This window comes from Prosthecobacter sp. Pr1 (assembly GCF_057652315.1).
Window position 1 is genome coordinate 21092 of sequence record NZ_JBYFBS010000017.1, and the last position, 17910, is coordinate 39001.

At 58.5% G+C, this 17910-nt stretch carries 19 protein-coding genes; 13 read left to right on the forward strand and 6 right to left on the reverse strand.

Annotation, left to right across the window (positions count from 1 at the left end; translation table 11 throughout):
• Positions 1-79: 79 nt before the first annotated feature.
• Positions 80-1516 carry an FAD-dependent oxidoreductase gene (locus AC24GY_RS22305; RefSeq protein ID WP_487687384.1) on the reverse strand — a complete coding sequence of 479 codons (1437 nt, stop codon included), beginning with the start codon at positions 1514-1516 and terminating at the stop codon, positions 80-82.
• 84 nt (positions 1517-1600) lie between these two features.
• On the opposite strand from AC24GY_RS22305, the gene AC24GY_RS22310 reads away from it, so the two are divergent.
• The 4 genes from AC24GY_RS22310 to AC24GY_RS22325 all read left to right on the forward strand — a co-directional run bounded on the left by AC24GY_RS22310 (position 1601) and on the right by AC24GY_RS22325 (position 5165).
• Positions 1601-2470: a helix-turn-helix transcriptional regulator gene (locus AC24GY_RS22310; protein ID WP_487687387.1), complete on the forward strand. Its 870-nt coding sequence runs from the start codon at positions 1601-1603 to the stop codon at positions 2468-2470.
• A 56-nt stretch (positions 2471-2526) separates the two neighbouring features.
• Positions 2527-3225: an orotidine 5'-phosphate decarboxylase / HUMPS family protein gene (locus tag AC24GY_RS22315; RefSeq protein WP_422314812.1), complete on the forward strand. Its 699-nt coding sequence runs from the start codon at positions 2527-2529 to the stop codon at positions 3223-3225.
• 23 nt (positions 3226-3248) lie between these two features.
• Positions 3249-4274, forward strand: coding sequence for a zinc-binding dehydrogenase (locus AC24GY_RS22320; protein WP_422314814.1), 1026 nt, complete (start codon positions 3249-3251; stop codon positions 4272-4274).
• A gap of 213 nt (positions 4275-4487) precedes the next feature.
• Complete coding sequence (locus AC24GY_RS22325; RefSeq protein WP_487687391.1) at positions 4488-5165, forward strand: 3-keto-alpha-glucoside-1,2-lyase-like domain-containing protein; 678 nt, start codon at positions 4488-4490, stop codon at positions 5163-5165.
• A 17-nt stretch (positions 5166-5182) separates the two neighbouring features.
• Here AC24GY_RS22325 and AC24GY_RS22330 read toward each other — a convergent pair whose 3' ends face one another.
• A complete protein-coding gene (locus AC24GY_RS22330) occupies positions 5183-5788 on the reverse strand; it encodes a prepilin-type N-terminal cleavage/methylation domain-containing protein (RefSeq protein ID WP_487687394.1) in 606 nt (201 codons plus the stop codon).
• Between the two features lie 110 nt (positions 5789-5898).
• Here AC24GY_RS22330 and AC24GY_RS22335 point away from each other — a divergent pair, with 110 nt between their 5' ends.
• The 5 genes from AC24GY_RS22335 to AC24GY_RS22355 are packed head-to-tail and all read left to right on the forward strand — an operon-like array spanning position 5899 to position 11606.
• Positions 5899-7296 (forward strand): FAD-dependent oxidoreductase, encoded by a 1398-nt coding sequence (locus AC24GY_RS22335; RefSeq protein WP_487687397.1) that lies wholly within the window; start codon positions 5899-5901, stop codon positions 7294-7296.
• Positions 7297-7299: 3 nt separating this feature from the next.
• On the forward strand, positions 7300-8100 hold the full coding sequence (locus AC24GY_RS22340) for an SDR family NAD(P)-dependent oxidoreductase (RefSeq protein ID WP_487687400.1): 801 nt from the start codon (positions 7300-7302) through the stop codon (positions 8098-8100).
• Between the two features lie 5 nt (positions 8101-8105).
• The gene (locus AC24GY_RS22345; protein WP_422314826.1) at positions 8106-8993 is read left to right on the forward strand and encodes a sugar phosphate isomerase/epimerase family protein; all 888 of its coding nucleotides are present in this window, start codon (positions 8106-8108) and stop codon (positions 8991-8993) included.
• A 39-nt stretch (positions 8994-9032) separates the two neighbouring features.
• A complete protein-coding gene (locus AC24GY_RS22350; RefSeq protein ID WP_487687403.1) occupies positions 9033-9974 on the forward strand; it encodes a prolyl oligopeptidase family serine peptidase in 942 nt (313 codons plus the stop codon).
• Between the two features lie 18 nt (positions 9975-9992).
• A complete protein-coding gene (locus tag AC24GY_RS22355) occupies positions 9993-11606 on the forward strand; it encodes a NosD domain-containing protein (protein ID WP_487687406.1) in 1614 nt (537 codons plus the stop codon).
• Positions 11607-11615: 9 nt separating this feature from the next.
• Here the strand turns inward: AC24GY_RS22355 and AC24GY_RS22360 are convergent, their stop codons facing one another.
• Positions 11616-12146 (reverse strand): dTDP-4-dehydrorhamnose 3,5-epimerase family protein, encoded by a 531-nt coding sequence (locus tag AC24GY_RS22360; protein ID WP_487687409.1) that lies wholly within the window; start codon positions 12144-12146, stop codon positions 11616-11618.
• Positions 12147-12155: 9 nt separating this feature from the next.
• Positions 12156-13016: a glycosyltransferase family 2 protein gene (locus tag AC24GY_RS22365; protein WP_487687411.1), complete on the reverse strand. Its 861-nt coding sequence runs from the start codon at positions 13014-13016 to the stop codon at positions 12156-12158.
• Positions 13017-13149: 133 nt separating this feature from the next.
• On the opposite strand from AC24GY_RS22365, the gene AC24GY_RS22370 reads away from it, so the two are divergent.
• Positions 13150-13827, forward strand: a complete 678-nt coding sequence (locus tag AC24GY_RS22370) for a histidine phosphatase family protein (RefSeq protein ID WP_487687413.1) — start codon at positions 13150-13152, stop codon at positions 13825-13827.
• A gap of 73 nt (positions 13828-13900) precedes the next feature.
• Positions 13901-14344 (forward strand): thioesterase domain-containing protein, encoded by a 444-nt coding sequence (locus AC24GY_RS22375; RefSeq protein ID WP_487687415.1) that lies wholly within the window; start codon positions 13901-13903, stop codon positions 14342-14344.
• Between the two features lie 30 nt (positions 14345-14374).
• Here the strand turns inward: AC24GY_RS22375 and AC24GY_RS22380 are convergent, their stop codons facing one another.
• Positions 14375-15415, reverse strand: a complete 1041-nt coding sequence (locus tag AC24GY_RS22380) for an OmpA family protein (protein WP_487687417.1) — start codon at positions 15413-15415, stop codon at positions 14375-14377.
• Positions 15416-15573: 158 nt separating this feature from the next.
• On the opposite strand from AC24GY_RS22380, the gene AC24GY_RS22385 reads away from it, so the two are divergent.
• Entirely contained in the window at positions 15574-16443 is an 870-nt protein-coding gene (locus tag AC24GY_RS22385) for a sugar phosphate isomerase/epimerase family protein (protein WP_487687420.1), read from the forward strand.
• A gap of 72 nt (positions 16444-16515) precedes the next feature.
• Here the strand turns inward: AC24GY_RS22385 and AC24GY_RS22390 are convergent, their stop codons facing one another.
• The gene (locus tag AC24GY_RS22390; RefSeq protein WP_487687423.1) at positions 16516-17202 is read right to left on the reverse strand and encodes a hypothetical protein; all 687 of its coding nucleotides are present in this window, start codon (positions 17200-17202) and stop codon (positions 16516-16518) included.
• 96 nt (positions 17203-17298) lie between these two features.
• On the opposite strand from AC24GY_RS22390, the gene AC24GY_RS22395 reads away from it, so the two are divergent.
• Positions 17299-17907 (forward strand): hypothetical protein, encoded by a 609-nt coding sequence (locus AC24GY_RS22395; protein ID WP_487687425.1) that lies wholly within the window; start codon positions 17299-17301, stop codon positions 17905-17907.
• Positions 17908-17910: the final 3 nt, after the last annotated feature.

Genomic DNA, 17910 nt, shown 5'->3' on the forward strand with positions numbered 1-17910 from the left:
AGGCACATCAGATCGCCGGGGGGTCGTCACAGAAAACAGGATGGCGTAGCGCAAGCCTTGCGCAACTCCCCTGCTTGCCTCAGCGCACGATCTTTTCCAGCATCACCCGGCAGTCTTCCCAAGCCACCTCATGAGGCTGCTGCTTGTGCAGCGCGGCCAGGGCTGCGGCGACTCCGGCAGCCTCCCCCATGGCCACGGCATTGCCCGTCACCCGATAGCTCGCATGTGCCACAAAATCCCCGCTGATGCAGCGTCCTGCCATCATGAGACCGTCCACATCCTTCGCGATGAGCGCACGGAGAGGGATGTCGTAGGGAGTGAACTTCTTCACGCCACCGCGCTCGATGGTCAGCTTGTCGTTGTCCGCCTTGCTCTTGGCATGAATGTCCACGCCAAAGGTCACCCGTGCCACAGCATCAGGATGGCGTGCCCCCTGGGTGAGATCCTCCGTTTTCACCACATAACGGCCGTGAATGCGCCTGCCATCACGCACGCCGATCTGCTCCGCCGTGGCCACCACCTGCAGGCCGTCCCACACGCCACCCAGTTTCCGCAGAGCGCGGGTGATGGTGAAGATCTCCTTGCGTGCGCGCACCGTGGCGGTGGTCATGGCGTCGGTATCATCGGGGCGTACGCCGTATTCGTGGTTCAGCATCAGCAGCACGATGTTGTCGCGCACATGAAAAATGGTCGGCATGCCATAGGAGGGATCCACGCCTGCGCGCTGAATTTCCGCTTTGAAGTTGGCTGTTGCCTCCACGTGCCACTTGAGGTCGCCCTGATAAAAGGAGATGTATTTTCCCATCTGCGTCACATCCCGCACGACGGCCAGGGCATTCATGGTGAGCGGCTGGCAGACGCACTCCGCAGACTTGTCTCCCTGCCCCATCCTGCCCAGATCCCAGCCGCAGCCAGCCAGTGCTCCCAGCACGCCATCGCCCGTGGTGTCGATGAACACCGGAGCCTGCCAGGCCTCACGGCCCGAGCGTGATTCCGTGATGACCGTGGTGAGCTGCCGTCCTTCGCGATAGGCCGCTACCACCCGCGTTTGCAGGCGAAACTTCACCCCTGCCTCAGTGCACAGATCCTCCAGCAGCAGCTTCATTTCGTCCGGTTCATAGACAAAGCGCCCTGGATCGCCGCCACGGCGTGCACCGCGCTCATCAAGCAGCCGCGTGATCTCCCGGGTGAAGCCGGGTTTGTCGAAATCAAAGATCCACGTGAGCAAGCCGGCCGTCCAGACACCGCCGAGGCAGCCATTCGTTTCAAACAAACGCACCCGTGCGCCCGCCCGAGCCGCAGCGACCGCAGCCGCCACACCCGCCGGGCCCGCACCGCAGACAATGACGTCCGCATCATGCACCAGCGTCACACTGCGGTTGGGTTCATCAAAGTTCACTGCATCGCTCTTGCTTTCCGAAGCAGACACCCATGTGGCCGCAGGCAGCAGCCCGGGGCCAGCAAGAGCAGCACGTAAAAAGTGACGTCGGGAAAAATCGGCAGATTGGGGTTTCATGGATGGTTGGTACGCGTTGCAGTTTGCTGCCTCCCAGCCCAGCTTCCCAGTGGAAGATGCTAACAAAGATAGCACAAACGCAATATGTCCGAAGCTCACGCCCCTGCCAGCCGCTGGCCCCAGTGGATACACCGCCTTCTCAGGCGAGGCTGGCCCAAACGTGTTTATCTGGCGCTGGAATCAGGTTCTCCAGCCCTGCGGGGTGGGCTGCCCGTGCATGACAGCCCGCGGTTCTCCATCTGCCTAGCCGGCACAGGCCGCTACACCGTATTGCGGCAGCAGCGCCTGGAAGTCATCACGCTTCAGCGCGGCGACGCCATCGTCGCAGCGCCCCAGGCACTGATGGAGCCGCACACTACAGCGCACTATCTTGCCATCGGTTTCGTCTTCACGCCTGAGATGACGCGATACCTGCTGGCAAAGAAAGGCCGTGGAGGCCATCGGTTTCTTCAGACTCACCATGACTCACGGGTGCTGGATGAGGACGGCAGGCATTTCTTCCAAGCTTTGCAAAACCGGCGTGGTTTACCACCCGATGACCTCGCCGCACGTCGACTCGTGGAACTCCTCCTCATCAAGACCGCCGAGATCTCTGAGCAGCCCGAGCCAGCGGTAACAAAAGCTGGCAAGGCGCGCTTCACCTGGCTGGCCGCCTGCCAGTTTGTGCAGGAAAACCTCCATCACCCCATCGGGCGGCAGGAGGTGGCGGACTTTCTGCATCTTCATCCCAACCATGTCTCCCGGCTGTTCCGCGACTTCAGCGAGCAGTCCTTCCTCGATTACATGCTGCACGCACGGCTGGAACGTTCAAGGCCTCTGCTAAAAGATCCGCAGCTCAATATCACGGAGATCGCGCATGCCTGCGGTTTCCGTGATGCCAACTACTTCATCCGTTGTTATCGGCGTCATTTTGGCAAATCACCCGGCCGTGCCCGCCTGTCGCATTTCGCATGATCTTTGTCGTGACGACGACGCCGTGTTCTGCGTTAATCTGGTCCCCACAACCGCCCATGAAACCCATCGTTCAAATTTCCCTCGACCTCACCAACATCGACGAAGCGCTCGAAACCGCCGCCCTGGCCATGCGCGCCGGTGTGGACTGGCTGGAAGCCGGAACGCCTCTCATCCTTGCCGAAGGCCTCCACGGTGTGCGCGCCCTGAGAAAAGCTTTCCCAAATACGCCCATCGTCGCTGACTTGAAAACGATGGATGGCGGCTACTTGGAGGCCGAAATGATGGCCAAGGCTGGTGCCACCCATGTTGTCGTCATGGCCCGTGCTCATGCCGAGACGATCAAGTGCGTTGTCAAAGCCGGTGCCGACTTCGGCTGCAAGGTCATGGGCGACAACATGGTCTGCGAAAGCATGATCGAAGGCGCGAAGTTTCTCGAAGACCTCGGCTGCGACTACATCATCCATCACATCGGTTACGATGAGCGCCGGGGCATCGCCGCTGCGGGCAAACGCATGCCGAGCCCGCTGGATCAGCTCCGTGAAGTGTGCAACGCCGTCAAAATCCCCGTCCAGGCAGTGGGCGGTCTCAGCCTGGAGCAGGCCATCAAGTGCCCTCAATACGGTGCCCCGCTGGTCGTCCTCGGCGCCCCTCTCACCATCGACGCCGATGCCTTCAAAACGGCGGACGGCAATCTCGAAGCTTCGCTGCGCATGATTTGCGAAGCCGTGCATGCTCAGGACGTTCCTGCGTTTTAATATTCAACCTCCTTTTCCCAACCATGAAATCCGCCGCCGTCGTCAATTACGCGCCTGAAAAAGGCTCCGTCGAAGTCCGTGAAATCGAAACGCCTACCATCGGCAGCGAGGACGTGCTCCTCGAAGTCGCGAATGTCGGCGTTTGTGGCTCCGATCTGCATCAGTGGACCGCCGACCACTCCTGGCCAGTGAACTATCCGGTCGTGCTCGGCCATGAGTTCGGCGGACGCATCGTCGAAGTGGGCAAGGATGTGGAAGGCTGGAAGGAAGGCGACCGCGTCGTCTCCGAAACCGCCGCCATCATCAGCCCGAACAATCCGATGACGAAGCGGGGACTTTACAACCTGGACCCGACCCGCAAGGGCTTCGGCTACGGGGTCAATGGAGCCATGACGAAGTATGTGCGCGTGCCCAGCCGCATTCTGCATCACGTGCCAGATCAGCTTCCCTTTGAGCAGGCCTGCCTCACCGAACCCTGCTGCGTGGCCTACAGCGCCGTGGTGAAGAATGCGCGCATTGAACCTGGTGACCGCGTCGTCGTGCTCGGCCCTGGTACCATCGGCATTCTCTGCGCTGCCATGGCTCGCCTTTGCGGTGCACAGGTCGCCATTGTCGGCCTGCCGCAGGATGCGCATCGTTTGGAAATCGCGAAGCAATACGGCTGCGAAGTCATCATCGGTGATGCGAAGCCCTGGGCCACCGCCCGTGACGGATTGGGCTGCGATGGAGTGATTGACGCTGCAGGTGCGAGCATCACGCTCAAAATCGCGCTCGACATCGTGCGCCCGGCCGGATGGATCAGCAAGGTGGGCTGGGGCCCTCAGCCGCTCGGCTTCAATCTCGACCCGCTGGTGCAGAAGAACATCACGCTGCAAGGCAGCTTCAGCCACAACTGGCCGATCTGGGAGCGCGTCATCGCCCTGCTCAGCAGTGGTCAGTTTGATGTGAAGCCGATCATCGGTGGTGTCTGGCCCGTGACCGAATGGCACGAAGCCTTTGAGAAGATGCACAAGGGCGAAGTCGTGAAGAGCGTGCTGCGTCCGGTGTGATCGCCGGATCATCCCCCATCCTTTAAAATCGCATGAGCATGCGATTTTTGTCGGCTGTGGCACTGTCTTGGGCGAGCACCCCATCGCAGTGCCTGCCAGAAACGGGGCAATGGACCTTCACCCGCTCGGTGCTGGACTTTGTGAAGAAGTTCGTCAAATAGCCTGTGTGATGGACGGTGCTCTGCCGTTCTTCTTTCTTCACCCACCACCACCATGAAATCCATTCTCTGCCTCGCCCTCCTGGCGACCTCCGCATTTGCCCTCGATTATCCACGCGTCATTTTCTCGGATGACTTCGCAGCCGACGGTTTCGGCAAAGCCTGGGGCCATTACAAGAGCTCCAGCGTGGTGAAAGACGGCGTGCTGGTGGGCATCACAGCGCCGGAGTCGGATCACGCGGCGGTGGATGTGATCCGAATCGCTCCTGAGACGGATCTGGAAGTGTCTGTGAAGTTCCAGTTCGTCAGCGATCAGGCAAAAGGCTTCAATGTCTGGCTCGATGACAAGGACTACAAAGGCGCTCACGCAGGGCACATTTGCAGCATCTCGGTGAATCCGAAGGCAGTGGTCGTTGCCGACGCCAAGGCTGGCACCTTCAGCAACGACATTTACACACGCAAGAAGACAGTGCCACCCACGCTGACCGCCGAGGACAAGGCCAACATGCTGAAGTGGACGAAGTCGGCACCCACCACGGTGTCGCTGAAAGAGTGGCACACACTCACCGTGCGCACCCAGAATGATGTGGTGGAAACCAGCATCGACGGCAAGGTCGTCAGCAGTTTCCAGTCCCCCGGTGTCGCGCATGATCACAAGACGGTCGTGAGTCTCACCACCAACCGCATTGACGTGAAGTACGACGACTTCAGCATTAAGGGCGTGGCGAAATAATCAGACGAGTTTCCCTCTCACCAGTTTTTGATCCATTTGGCGCCGAGGCTGGCATTGGCCTCGGTGTCTTTGGATTTGGCCATGACGTTCTTGTCGTCTTCAGCATAGGACCAGAGGTCGTAGGTGCTATTGATGGTGTTTTTCTTTTCGCTGTCGGCCTTGATGTATTGAAACGGACGCCCGAAGGCATCGACGAGAATGTAGCTGCCGCCCACCTTGCGCCGAAAGACCTCCGGAAGGTCTTGGATTATGACGCTTTTGACCTCTTCTGTGCTGACTTTTCCATCTGACTGAGCTTCTGCGGAACCGGCCCCCTTGATTGCATCACTGCCGTCTCCACGCAGAGCTTGATACAGGCACCTGGCGGCCCCGATTCGATAGATCTTCCCAGGCACGATCTCGGCCGTTTCGTCCGCATTTACCGGTTCGGGGTATTCGCCGTGCTCTACGCGATAACGGTCCAAAGCGGCCTCGATCGGCTGCATGGCACTCCGCGTCACATTCCTCCTCGCAGAGCCCGAATTCCCGCTGCCAAGCACCAAGGCTGCAAGCAAGGCAATGATGCCGATGACAACGAGCAACTCTATCAACGTAAAACCATGGCCTTTACGGGTGATTTTCATGGAAAAATCATATGTGAAACGGGGAATTTGCCCAAGCTTAAAATCATTGACGTATTTCACACAGACTTTGTCGTGGAACTGAAGGGCGTGTCTCCGTTATGCTCACTGTTATGAATCCCAACCCAACCAGCAGTGACCAGAGCACGCGACGTGCCTTCGTGAAGGCGTCTGCCGTCGCGGCGGTGGCCCCCATGGCATCTGCGGTGGCGGCGGATCAGGTGCTTGTGAAGGCCCCCATGCGCGAGATCGAGACGGATGTGCTGGTATGCGGCGGTGGCTGCGCAGGCACGGCGGCGGCACTGAGCGCCGCACGCAATGGAGCCAAGACGATGCTGGTGGAAAAGGCCCCGTTTGCAGGTGGCATCATCACCAGTGTGGGGCTGCCCTACTTTGATGGAATTGCGGACATCAAGACACATCGCGTGGTCGTGCGTGGCGTTGCCCTGGAGTTGCTGACCAAGACTGGCGTGTGCAAGGCGGATGCCAAGGAGATCAAACCGCACAACCCCACAATCCCAAACACCTTTGAGTTCAAGGTGCTGTTGGACCGTGAACTGCAGGCCTGCGGCGACAAGCTGACGGTGCTGTTCAATTCGTTTGTGTGTGATGCGGAGTCCTCCAATGGCCGTGTGACCTCGGTGGTGATCGCGAACAAGGACGGACTGGTGCGCATCAAGCCCAAGGTGGTCATCGACTGCACCGGCGATGCCGATGTGGCAGCCCGTGCGGGTGCGCCCACTGAACAAAGTGCCGAGGTGCAGCCGCTGACGCTGCATTTCCGCATCGGCAAGGTCCAGCGTGTGCCGGACATCAGCAAGCTCTGCCGTGCTGCGTTGCTGAAAGCGCAGGAACTAGGAGAACTGCCGCACTTTTACGGGCCGGGAGTGATGTTCATGTATTCCAACGACGAGGTTTACGTCCACGGCGTGCGTGTTCCAGCGAATCCCACCGATGCCGCAGATTTGAGCCGCGCGGAGATGCAGGGCCGGGCGGATGCGCTGGCCATGCATCGTGCGTGGAAGCGTGATATTCCCGCCTTTGCGGACTCCTATTTTCTCGAAGCCTATCCTTGGATCGGCGTGCGTGAATCGCGCAGGCTCATCGGGCAGCACATTTTGAACGAGAAGGAAATCATGCAGGGCCGCCGCTTTGACGATGCGATTGCCACCGGCTGCTGGTATCTCGATCTGCACCCGAACAAGACCGTTGTTGGCAGTGCGAATGACTTTGATCCCAAGAAGGTGCAGCCCGGGCCCTATGACATTCCGTATCGCTCGCTCGTGCCGCAGCAGATCGAGAACCTGCTCGTCGCGGGCCGCTGCCACAGTGCCACCCGTGGCGCGCATGCCTCCACCCGTGTGACGGTGACCGCCATGGCACTGGGCGAGGCGGCGGGTTGTGCGGCGGCGATGAGTTTGAAGCAGAAAGCTTCGGTCGCATCGCTGAACGGTCAGCGCGTACGTGAGGCTCTCTCCCAACAAAATTCCGGTCCTTTTACTGATTCTTAAAACATGTCCCGTCTTCAAAACAAAGTCATCATCGTCACCGGCAGCGTCACAGGCATCGGCAAAGCCATCGCCAAACGCTGCGTCGCAGAAGGAGCACGCGTGCTTATCCATGGTCTTGAGCAGGATCTGGGAGAGCAAACCGTGGCTGAACTCGGCACGGAGAATGCCGCTCTCGTCATCAAAGATCTCGCTGACGAAGCCGCGCCGCAGTTGCTGGTGGATCACGCTATCAAGGCTTTTGGTAAAATTGATGCGGTCGTCAACAACGCCGCGCAGGTGGGCACAGGGAATCTTCAAACCACGGACGGAGCATGGTTCCGCCGCATGCTGGAGATCAACTGCGTGGTGCCTTACCTCATCATCCGCGCCGCGCTTCCGCACCTGCGCGAAACACATGGCAGTGTCATTAACATCGGCAGCGTGAACGCCTACAGCGGCGAGCCCAACCTCATGCCGTACAGCGTCAGCAAAGGTGCGCTCATGACCCTGACCCGCAATCTGGGCGATACGCTCATGCGCGAAGACGGCGTGCGGGTGAACCAGATCAATCCCGGCTGGGTGCTCACGGAAAACGAGGCCAAGCGCAAACGCGAACACGGCCTGCGCGAAGACTGGTATGCCGACCTGCCCAAGGTCTACGCTCCCGCCGGACGCATCCTCTGGCCCGATGAGATCGCCGCCTGCGCAGCCTGGCTGCTGGCCGATGAATGCGGTCCCATCAGCGGTCAGGTGTTTGATCTGGAACAGCATCCTTTCATCGGCCGCAATCCACCCAAAGATTCCTCCACCATTCCCTCCAAATAACCCCCATGCCCAAACTTGCCGCCTTCCCCAAAGCCTTCATGCAGGCCCTCTGCAAAGAAGGAACCATGACCGTCTCCGAATGGATTCAGCTCGCCGCCAAACTCGATGTGCAGGGCCTTGAATGGTATGCTGGCTTTCTGGAGATGTCCGATGAGAGCAACTGGCCGCGCTTTCGCAAGGAAGTCGAGGACACCGGCAAGGTGATCCCGATGATGTGCTGCTCGCCCGACTTCACCCACCCGGATGCTGCTTTCCGCGACAAAGAAATCGCGAAGCAGAAACGCTGGATCGACATGACGCACACGCTCGGTGGATCGTACTGCCGCGTGCTCAGCGGGCAGCGTCGTCCTGAACTGACGCTGGATGAAGGCGTGAAACTGGCCGCTGAATCCATCTACGCCTGCCTGCCCTATGCGCAGGAACGCGGCATCACGCTGATCATTGAGAATCACTACAAGGACGACTTCTGGGAATATCCCGAATTCGCGCAGAAGATGGATGTCTTCTGCAAACTCGTGGATGCGGTGAACCACCCGAACTTCGGTGTGAACTATGACCCTTCCAACACCTACCTCGCGGGCGAGGACCCGATTGAGCTGCTGAAGCGCGTCTCGCACCGAGTCGTCACCATGCACGCCAGCGACCGCTATCTGGCGGAAGGCACCATCGAAGATCTGCGCAAAGAAGAAGGCGGCGCACAGGGCTATGCGAAGCGGCTGCGCCATGGCGAGATCGGCAAAGGCCTCAATGACTACGATGCGATCTTCACCGAGCTGAAGAGCAAAGGCTTCAACGGCTGGATCAGCATCGAGGACGGCGTCGATGGCATGGAGCAGCTCGCACGCAGCGTGGAGTTCCTGAAAAAGAAAATCGCCATCTACTGGCCGGAATAAGGCACTTTTGACTCAAATCATTCCCCAAACGAATCAACCATGAAACGCCTCCTGCTCCATCTGAGTCCCTGCCTCGTTCTGATCACCTCCGCACTCCATGCACAGGAACCGGAGCGCATTCGCGATGTCATTTACACCAAGCATGATGGCGTGGCGCTGACCATGGATGTGTTCAAGCCGATGAAGCCAAATGGCGCGGGCATCATCAAGATCATCAGCGGCGGCTGGAAATCGAATCACAATGGCATCAGCGATGGTGGCTGGCCGAAGGCGGGCTACACGACGTTTGTGGTTGTGCATGGTACGCAGCCGCGTTTTCAGGTGGAGGAGATCGTGGCGGATCTGAATCGTGCAGTGCGCTTTGTGCGTGCTCATGCGGCCGACTATGGAGTGGATCCGCAAAAGCTCGGTGTCACTGGCAGCAGCGCAGGCGGGCACCTGAGCCTGATGCTGGCGACACGCGGCGGACCTGGCGATGCGAAGGCGGTTGATCCGATTGACCGCGAGAGCAGCGCGGTGAATGCCGTGGCATGCTTTTATCCACCGACTGATTACCTGAACTGGTTCGAGCCGGGCGACAACGCGGTGGGCATTGGCAAACTCGCGGCGTATGCGGGGGCGTTTGGTCCGAAGGCGGCGACGGAGGAAGGACGCGCGGCATTGGGTCGCGAGCTCTCATCAATCTACTGGGTTCACAAAGGACAGCCGCCTATCTTCATCGTGCATGGCGATGCCGATCCACAGGTTTCGATCACGCAGTCACAACGCTTTCTCAAGCGCTGCCACGAAGAGGGGGCTGTGTGCGAACTGGTCATCCGCGAAGGCGCGGGGCATGGCGGCTGGCAGGAAATGCCGCAGGACACGGAGCGCATGATCGAATGGTTCGATCTTCAGCTTCTCGATAAGAAGCCGGCCAAGGCGTTCACACTGGATGTGTCTTCCCTGCCCAGCACACCGGTACAGAAAGCGAAGAAGCCTTGAGTTCACTTGGCCTTTATCATGAAGCCCTTTCTCTGCCTCCTCCTTCTCCACATCACAGCTTGGGCTAATGATTCTGCCACACTCGCCGCCCTGCTGGCCAAAGGCGGCGTGGTGACGATTCCGGCTGGGGACTATCATCTCGATGGCAGCAAGCCTCTGCCGTTAGACTCAAACATGACCGTGTTCGCCCATGGGGCCAGATTCATTCTGCCAGAGACACTGCCTGACAAGGCGCGTGTGGTTGTGTTTGCTGGAGAGAACATCTCTCACTTCACATGGCAGGGAGGGGAGTTTGTGGGTCATGTGTTTGATCCTGCTCAAAAGGAAAATCTGTGGGAGCCCAATGCGAATACCAAAGGCATCGAGATCACCACAACGAAAGAAGGCGGCACGCATGACATTCTGTTTCGCGAAGTGAAGGCCAACGGCATGGCCGGTGCCGTGATCGGAGTGCATGGACTGGCCGGAAAAAGCAGCGAGAGCGAAGTGACGGCCTACGCCGAGCGCGTGGCGTTGGAAAGCTGCACGCTGCTGCGCAGCGGCAAGTTCATGTGGGACTACGGCTACCTCTGGCAGATCATGACGTGGCCGGAGTCCTACGAGCCATGGGAAGTTGAGCGGGCGAAGAAGTATTTCCGCACCGATCTCATGCGAGAGGTGACCTTCAGCGGCGATCTCGTAAAGTTCGACAACACGAACCGTCCGCTTGCCATCAGCGAAACCGATGAACCTAAGGACGCGCTGACTTTCCTGGGAGCGGATCTGCCAAAAAATATTGTGCGTGGCCGCCAATACTTCGTTGTCGAATCCACGCCGGAACACATCAAGATTTCCGATCAACCGAAGGGAGAGACGGTTCGCTTCGAAGGTGGCGGCAGCGGTAGCCTGGCCTTTAACATCAGCGCGACTTACCTCGCCGCGTATGCTCCGACGGGCAGCGGGCCGGGTAAAGGCGCCTTCGACATTGTGGGAGCCAAGGACGTGCGCGTCACCGGCTGCCAGCTCAGCGCCATAGGCGATACGATGCACATCCAGCGCAGCCGAAACATCATCTTCGCAAACAACCACATCCTCGGCAGCCGCATGGGGGCCTTCTTTCTGGCGGAGTACTGCCAGAACGCCTCGATCACCGGTAATCTCGTGGACGGTACGAACGGCTCACGCGTGGTGAGTGTGGAAAAAAGCTGCACAGACGTGACGATGACAGGCAACACCTTTCGGAATGGCGGGCGCGGCGCGTGGATCAACCAGCCGGTCAATTTCGTCATGACGGGCAATGTCTTCGTGAACAACACGACCAAGAACGAGCCCGACATGCGGCGCGGTCGCATCTCCTACCGCACGGCCAAACCGGGCGAGTTTCCGGAACTCTACTTCACGATCTATGAGCCTGGCGCGACCTACGGTCCCATCATTGTGCGCGATAACATCTTCATCCTCGGCGACTCCGCCCCTAACGAGGCCGTCACCTTCGCTCCCAACGGCCACGACCTGCAGTTCACCGGCAACACTTTCCAAAACAAGGCAGCGACCATCGTCGTGGATCCCAGCTGCAAGAATGCATTGATCGAGCACAATCAAGGAGCAACGACCGTCAGCAAGCCGGTGGATTTCAATCACGGGCGGCGGTGATTTCCAGCCTTACCCGCCCAGCGTCGGCGCGAAATTGAAAGGGATCAGCGGCGTATCGAGCGGCAGCCGGTATTTGTCCGGCTGTGCGTGGTTGTAAGCGCGGGTGGGGTGGTTGATAAAGCTGGCATCTACATGCCCCACATTTTGCACCGCGTGATACACGCCGGCAGGAATGCGCACGAGTCCGCGCTTCCGATCACTGAAGTACAGGACATTCAATTTTTGATAGGTGGGAGAATCCGGCCGGTCGTCGTAGAGAGCCACACGAAAAGAACCGACGGCCATAAACAGGCGGTCGGTCTGCAGGAGGTGTTTGACCCAGCCCTTCGTCTGGCCAGGCCGGATGCTGGCGAAGTAGGCGTAAACCATGGGGCCGTCATCAAAGTCCCACGCAGTGCTGTATACCTCGCAGAGATCACCTCGTTCATCGGGATGTGTGACCGCAAGACGCACTTTGACACCATCGATCAGAGTTTGGACGGGCTGGCCTTGCGGCGTGACGGTTTGCCGGTCAGGCGTGGCGGAAAGTTCAGATTTCATGGATGAAAATTAGGATTTGGGTACGAGCCCCTTGTACTTACGGCGGCGGTCAAACACCGTTTTTTTATACCCTCGGAACAGTTTGCCGAAGAAGTCCGCCTTAGCACGGAACCACAGGCCTATCAACGTGCCTGCTGCCTGGAAAGGATGGGTGGCCAGCTCTATCAGCTCTGCTTGTTCAATGTTCTCTCCGGCTTCCAATCTTTTGGTCCATACCGCCTGCTCATGACAGGGTTTGTCACGATAGACATTCTTTCGTTCAGCCGCAGGCAGTTTCAATACGGTGAGCCGGGGCACAAAGCGAAACACGCCTCCGGCCTCATGCATTCGGACCAGCAAGTCCGCTTCAGGATCCATGGTGATCTCACGATAAGACCGCCAACCTCCCACTTTTTGCGCCAGGCTTTTGCGATGCATCACTCCAGAAGGAGGGATCCACATGCCGGGCTGATAGCGCTGGGGATTGTGCGGCATCAATGCCCGCTTTTGATCCGGCAGAATGAACGAAAGGGCTCCCCAGGCCACGTCTGCACCATCGTCCAGGGCTGCCACCAGTGATTCCAGATGGTGCGGCAGCCAGAGATCATCATGCCCCAGATAGGCGACGTATTCGCCCCGTGCGCGCTGGATGCCATCATTGTTCGGCCCGCCCTGCTGCCCGAAGTTTGTCGCCCGATTGTACCAATGCACACGCGGGTCCTGAATGGCGGTCACCACTTGTTCGGAGTCGTCCGTGCAGGCGTCTCCCACCACCCACAGTTCAAAATCCGTCCGCGTCTGGCGCAAGATGCTGCCAATGGAGTATGGCAGGACCGAACTCCAGTTGTAGGTGGCCATTACGACAGTGACTTTGGGTTCTGTATTCACCATCGCGCCTCGATACGCGAACGCCCGGCGTGCGTCAACTTCCCCCGGCTCCTATTATCGCAACAGGATAACAACACACCACATCCATGCAAATCCGCTCGAAAGACATGGATGGCCTGTGCTATAAGCAGGCCTCATGGCTCTCACTCGCATTTACCTGATTCGTCACGGTGCCACCATTCTGACTGCTGAAGACCGCTTTGCCGGCGCCACCAATGTGCCGCTGTCCGATGAAGGCCGTGAGCAGGCGGGCCGCCTAGCGCAGCGTCTGAAAGGCCTGCCGGTGGCGGCGGTGTACGCCTCACCTCTTGATCGCACGATGGAAACTGCGCGCATTCTGGCGGCTCCGCATCAGCTGGAGGTCCATCCACGTGATGGCCTGCGTGAGATCTCGCATGGCCACTGGGAACAACTGACGCGTGCCGAGGTGGAGCAGCAGTTTCCTGCTGAGGCCGCTGCCTGGGATGAAGATCCTTTCACCTTTGCTCCTGAAGGAGGCGAGAGCGGTCTCGCTGTGACCGCACGCGCACTGCCGGCCCTGATGGAAGTGGTCAGGCAGCACGAAGGCGAGTCATTGATCGTCGTTTCGCACAAGGCGACGATCCGCCTGCTGCTGAGCTCCCTGCTCGGATTCGATCCGCGGCGGTATCGGGATAATCTGGATCAAAACCCTGCGGCACTGAATGTCGTAGACTTCAAAGATCCGGTGCGTGCGCGTTTGATGCTCTTCAATGACACCTCGCATTACTCCGAAGACACATTGATCAAGCCTGACACCCCCAAGGCTTGTCTGTCGACCTGGTGGGCGAAATGAAACGGCTCTGAATACTCCTCCCCATTTCAAAGATCGTTGCGCATTAGAGCGGCATCTCGACAGTTTTGTTCCCATGAACGACGACCTTCTGCGTGACACTGAACGCTTCCTGCATGAGCAGATCCCGCTCACGCAGGCGATGGGTGTAAAGCTGGAAAGCTACGACGGCACACAGCTCGTGGTGACAGCACCGCTGGAGCCGAATCACAATCATCTCGGCACCGCCTTCGGCGGCAGCCTTAGCGCACTCACCACGCTAACCGGCTATGCCATGCTCTGGCTGCAACTGGGGGACCGCAATGCACACATCGTGATCCGCGAAAGCAACATCCGCTACAAGCGCCCGGTGGGCGGCATGCTCCGAGCTGTGTGCATGAGGCCGGATGATACCGCACTGGCAGAGTTCAAATCAGTCTTCCAAAGCACCGGCAAGGCGCATCTCAAACTCCAGGTGCAGGTCATCCACGCAGAACAAGTCTGCGTGCTGTTTGAGGGCGACTTCGTGGCGCTCCGATAACACTCACAGCAGGAGCGAGGGCACGCCTTCTCACCTGGCTTTTGCCGCGCCCATGTCCACGAGTTCGACTCGGCGGTTCTTCGCACGGCCTTCCTCGGTGGCGTTCGTTGCCACGGGAGAAGCGAAGGAAATTCCCACCGGAAACAGCCGCTCTTTGGAAATGCCTTTGTCCGCCAGATTCGCCACCACGGAGTCTGCACGCCGTTGTGACAGGCTGCGATTGTACTCAAAGCTGCCTTCAGTATCCGTGTGACCAACGACGAGCACGCGCAGGTCCGCCTTTTCCTGGAGGAGTTTGGCGATCTCCGCCAGCGTGGCTTCGGAGTCCGGGCGGATGGTGGCTTTGTCGGTGTCAAACTGGATGCCGTAGAGGGCCACCTTGCCATTGAGGGTGATCTGGCTGGCCATTTCTGCCGCCTTCACCAGCACCATTCTCTGCTCCATCGGTTTCACTTCGCAGATGTCCACACGCACAAGGGTGCTCTTCTCAGGAACCTTCAGCGAGGCAGCAGTCCAGGAGGCTTCGAATGACCAGACGGAGCAGAACACATCCCCTTCAGGACGTGAGAGGCGGGTCGCAAGGTAGTGCGACTTTGTCTTGTCCGGCCCCTGCATGGCCATGATCTGCGGATGATCCCGGTTCGTGTTCTCCGGAGTCATGCCATAGACTTCCATCGCCAGATTGTCGCCCTTATTCTTCTCGATCTCCTCGCCGGAGGCACGGAAGAGAATCTCGAATCCTTTTTCCTTCAGTTCATTCTCATACTGGCGCACGCCTTCCAGCGTACCGATGCCCGTAGGCAGATTGTAAAACAGCGTGGTCTTGCGGCCTTCGACCTCCACTTTTTTGAAGGGCTTCATTTTTCCTTCGTTGTAATCAAACACGATGCACTCCAGCGCCATCTTCAGCGAGTCGTAGTTCTTCTGTTCATACGATGCCAGCGTAGAGCCTTCGTAGCGCTTGAGCAGCGGATGGTCTTTGCCACCCTTCACATCCGCAGCCGTTGAAACCTCCAAGCACAAACCAAAGGCAAAAACGGCAGTGATAAGAACAGGCTTCAGAATTTTCATATACGGGAAAATGAACTCACCGAACTGCCACGCAAGCAAACTCCTTGGATAGAATGCCGAATCTTGAGGGGCACCGGGCTTGATTCGCTTTGAATCTTGGCATTCTGCTTCCTTTCGAGCTTGCAAGAAGTGCGCAGGCCTGCCGTTCAATTTTCCCCATGATTCGACAGACACTCCTCTCCCTTCTTCTCGGCACGGCCTCACTGGCTGTGGCCGGTCAAACACTGCCCGAAAGCGCCAAAGTCGGCCAGTTCTATGCCGGCTGCCAGGCCTACACCTTCAAGTCGTTTGATTTGATGACGGCTCTGGAAAAAATCGCCGCCGCTGGTGGCAAGACGGTGGAGTTTTTCCCCGGTCATCTGCTTTCCAAGGCCGATCCGAAGTCCAAGTTCGACCACAACACCACAGCGGAGCAGCGTGCTCCGGTGAAGGCCAAGCTGAAGGAGCTGGGGCTCACGCCTGTGGGCTATGGTGTGGTGCGCCTGCCGAACAACGAGGAGGAATGCCGCAAAATTTTCGACTTCTGCAAGGACATGGGTGTGGGCCTCGTCGTCAGCGAACCTGCCGACGATGCCTTCGACCTCATCGAAAAACTGGTGAAGGAATACGACATCAAGATGGGGATCCACAACCACCCCAAGAAGCCGCTGGATCGCAGCTATCGCTACTGGGACCCCGAGTATGTGCTCAGCCTGGTGAAGGACCGCGATGCCCGCATGGGCTCCTGTGCTGACATCGGCCACTGGGTGCGCTCGGGCGTGAAACCCACCGACGCCATCAAGATTCTCAAAGGCCGCATCTTTGACAGCCACGTCAAGGACCTCGACGCCTTCGGCGTGCGTGAAGCCAAGGACATGATCTGGGGCACCGGCCAGTCAGACATCCCCGCCGTGCTGAACCTCTATGCTGAGCAGGGCTTCATGGGTCCGCTGGATGTCGAATGGGAAAAAGACTGGGAGACCAGCCTGCCTGCCGTGACGAAGTGCCTGGAGTTCGTGAAGAACTTCAAGCCCACGACGACGAAGTAACCGTTCTTTTTTAAACTTCATTCCGCAGCGGCGCAGGATCATGCATCCTGCGCCGCTTTGTTTGACAGCCGCTCAGGGCGCGCTGACGCGTACATCATCAATCTGCAGTTTCTTGCCCTGACCAATGAGAAACACCAGGCGTGACTTCGCCACATCAAACACCGTGCCCTGAGCTGAAAGCTTCTGCGTGTCATTCACCAGCACAGTCACGTCGTTGCCTTTCAAGGACACATCCAGCTTGATCCAAGTTCCCGGTTGCGCCTGCAGCGGTATGCTGGCCAGTCGTTCGGTGCGGTAGAATTGCGGATCGGCCAGTTGTTCTGCCGTGGGCGGCGGAACTTTTTTTCCTTCCTTTGCAAGTGCGGCGCGCAGTTTGCCCTGCTGAATATGCGACTCCGGAGCGCCGCGATCCTGCGCGAGTGCCAGGGTGTTGCCGTAGATGGACACGCGCAGCAGATGTGCGGAGCCGCCAAAGGCGGACTCACCATCGATGAGCATCAGGCAGTTGCCTTTTTCATCGAGCTTCACCTTGCAGCTCACGGCAAGGTCTCGTCCTGCCAGAGGCGCGAAAACCGCAGGCCCGTGATCATCATCCTTCGCGCATACGCCTTGCAGCGCGCCTTCCGCCACGGTCCAGGAATGAGCCCGTCCGCCCGTGGTCCAGCCCTTGGGCAGGCCGGCAGCGGTGAAATCTTCGTGAATCAGTTCACCCGCAAAGGTGGAAGAGCAAAACGCAAGAACGAGCAAAGGAGAGCGCATGAAAACGAAACGAAACGACTCCGGGCGCTGTTGCGATCAGCGCATGAATTAACATCGCAAGCAGCATCCAGCATTGACCACACAAGGTCCGCCACCATGATTCTCACCATGCAAAGCCGCACCCTCCTCATCTCACTTTTCCTCTTCTGCCTTGGCGCAACCTTCACCCGTGCCGATCAGTTCGTGCTGTTTGATGTCACCTTCACTTTCACGCAGGAAGACGCTTTAAATTCGAAGCCCAATCAGTCGCACTATTATGTCAAAGGCGACATGCTGAATGCTGCACGCCCCAAGGACTGGACGGCACCCGTAGATTACCGCAATGGCACCGTGCATGTGCGGCTTGAAGTTCTTGAAAAGCCCGCGGGCGATCAACCCACGACATGGAGCGTCTGCTACATTCCCTACAAGGGCCAGAACCACGGCTACGGCTGCATCGGTACCGGCGTTTATAAGACCACCGGCGTGCATGAGAAGGACCTCGACATGACCACCTTCTGGCAAAACAACGACATCCTCTGGGACCAGGGCATCAAGGAAATGCATCTCGTCATCAAAGACGATCACAACCTCCATGCTCACAAACGCCCTGATCCCGAAAAGTTCTTTCCCACCAAAGTTCGCATGATGCTCATCCAGGTCTCGAAGGGTGCGAAGTATGATCCTTCAAAAGTGCCAGGACTGACGGCAGTGAAACCCAACTGACCC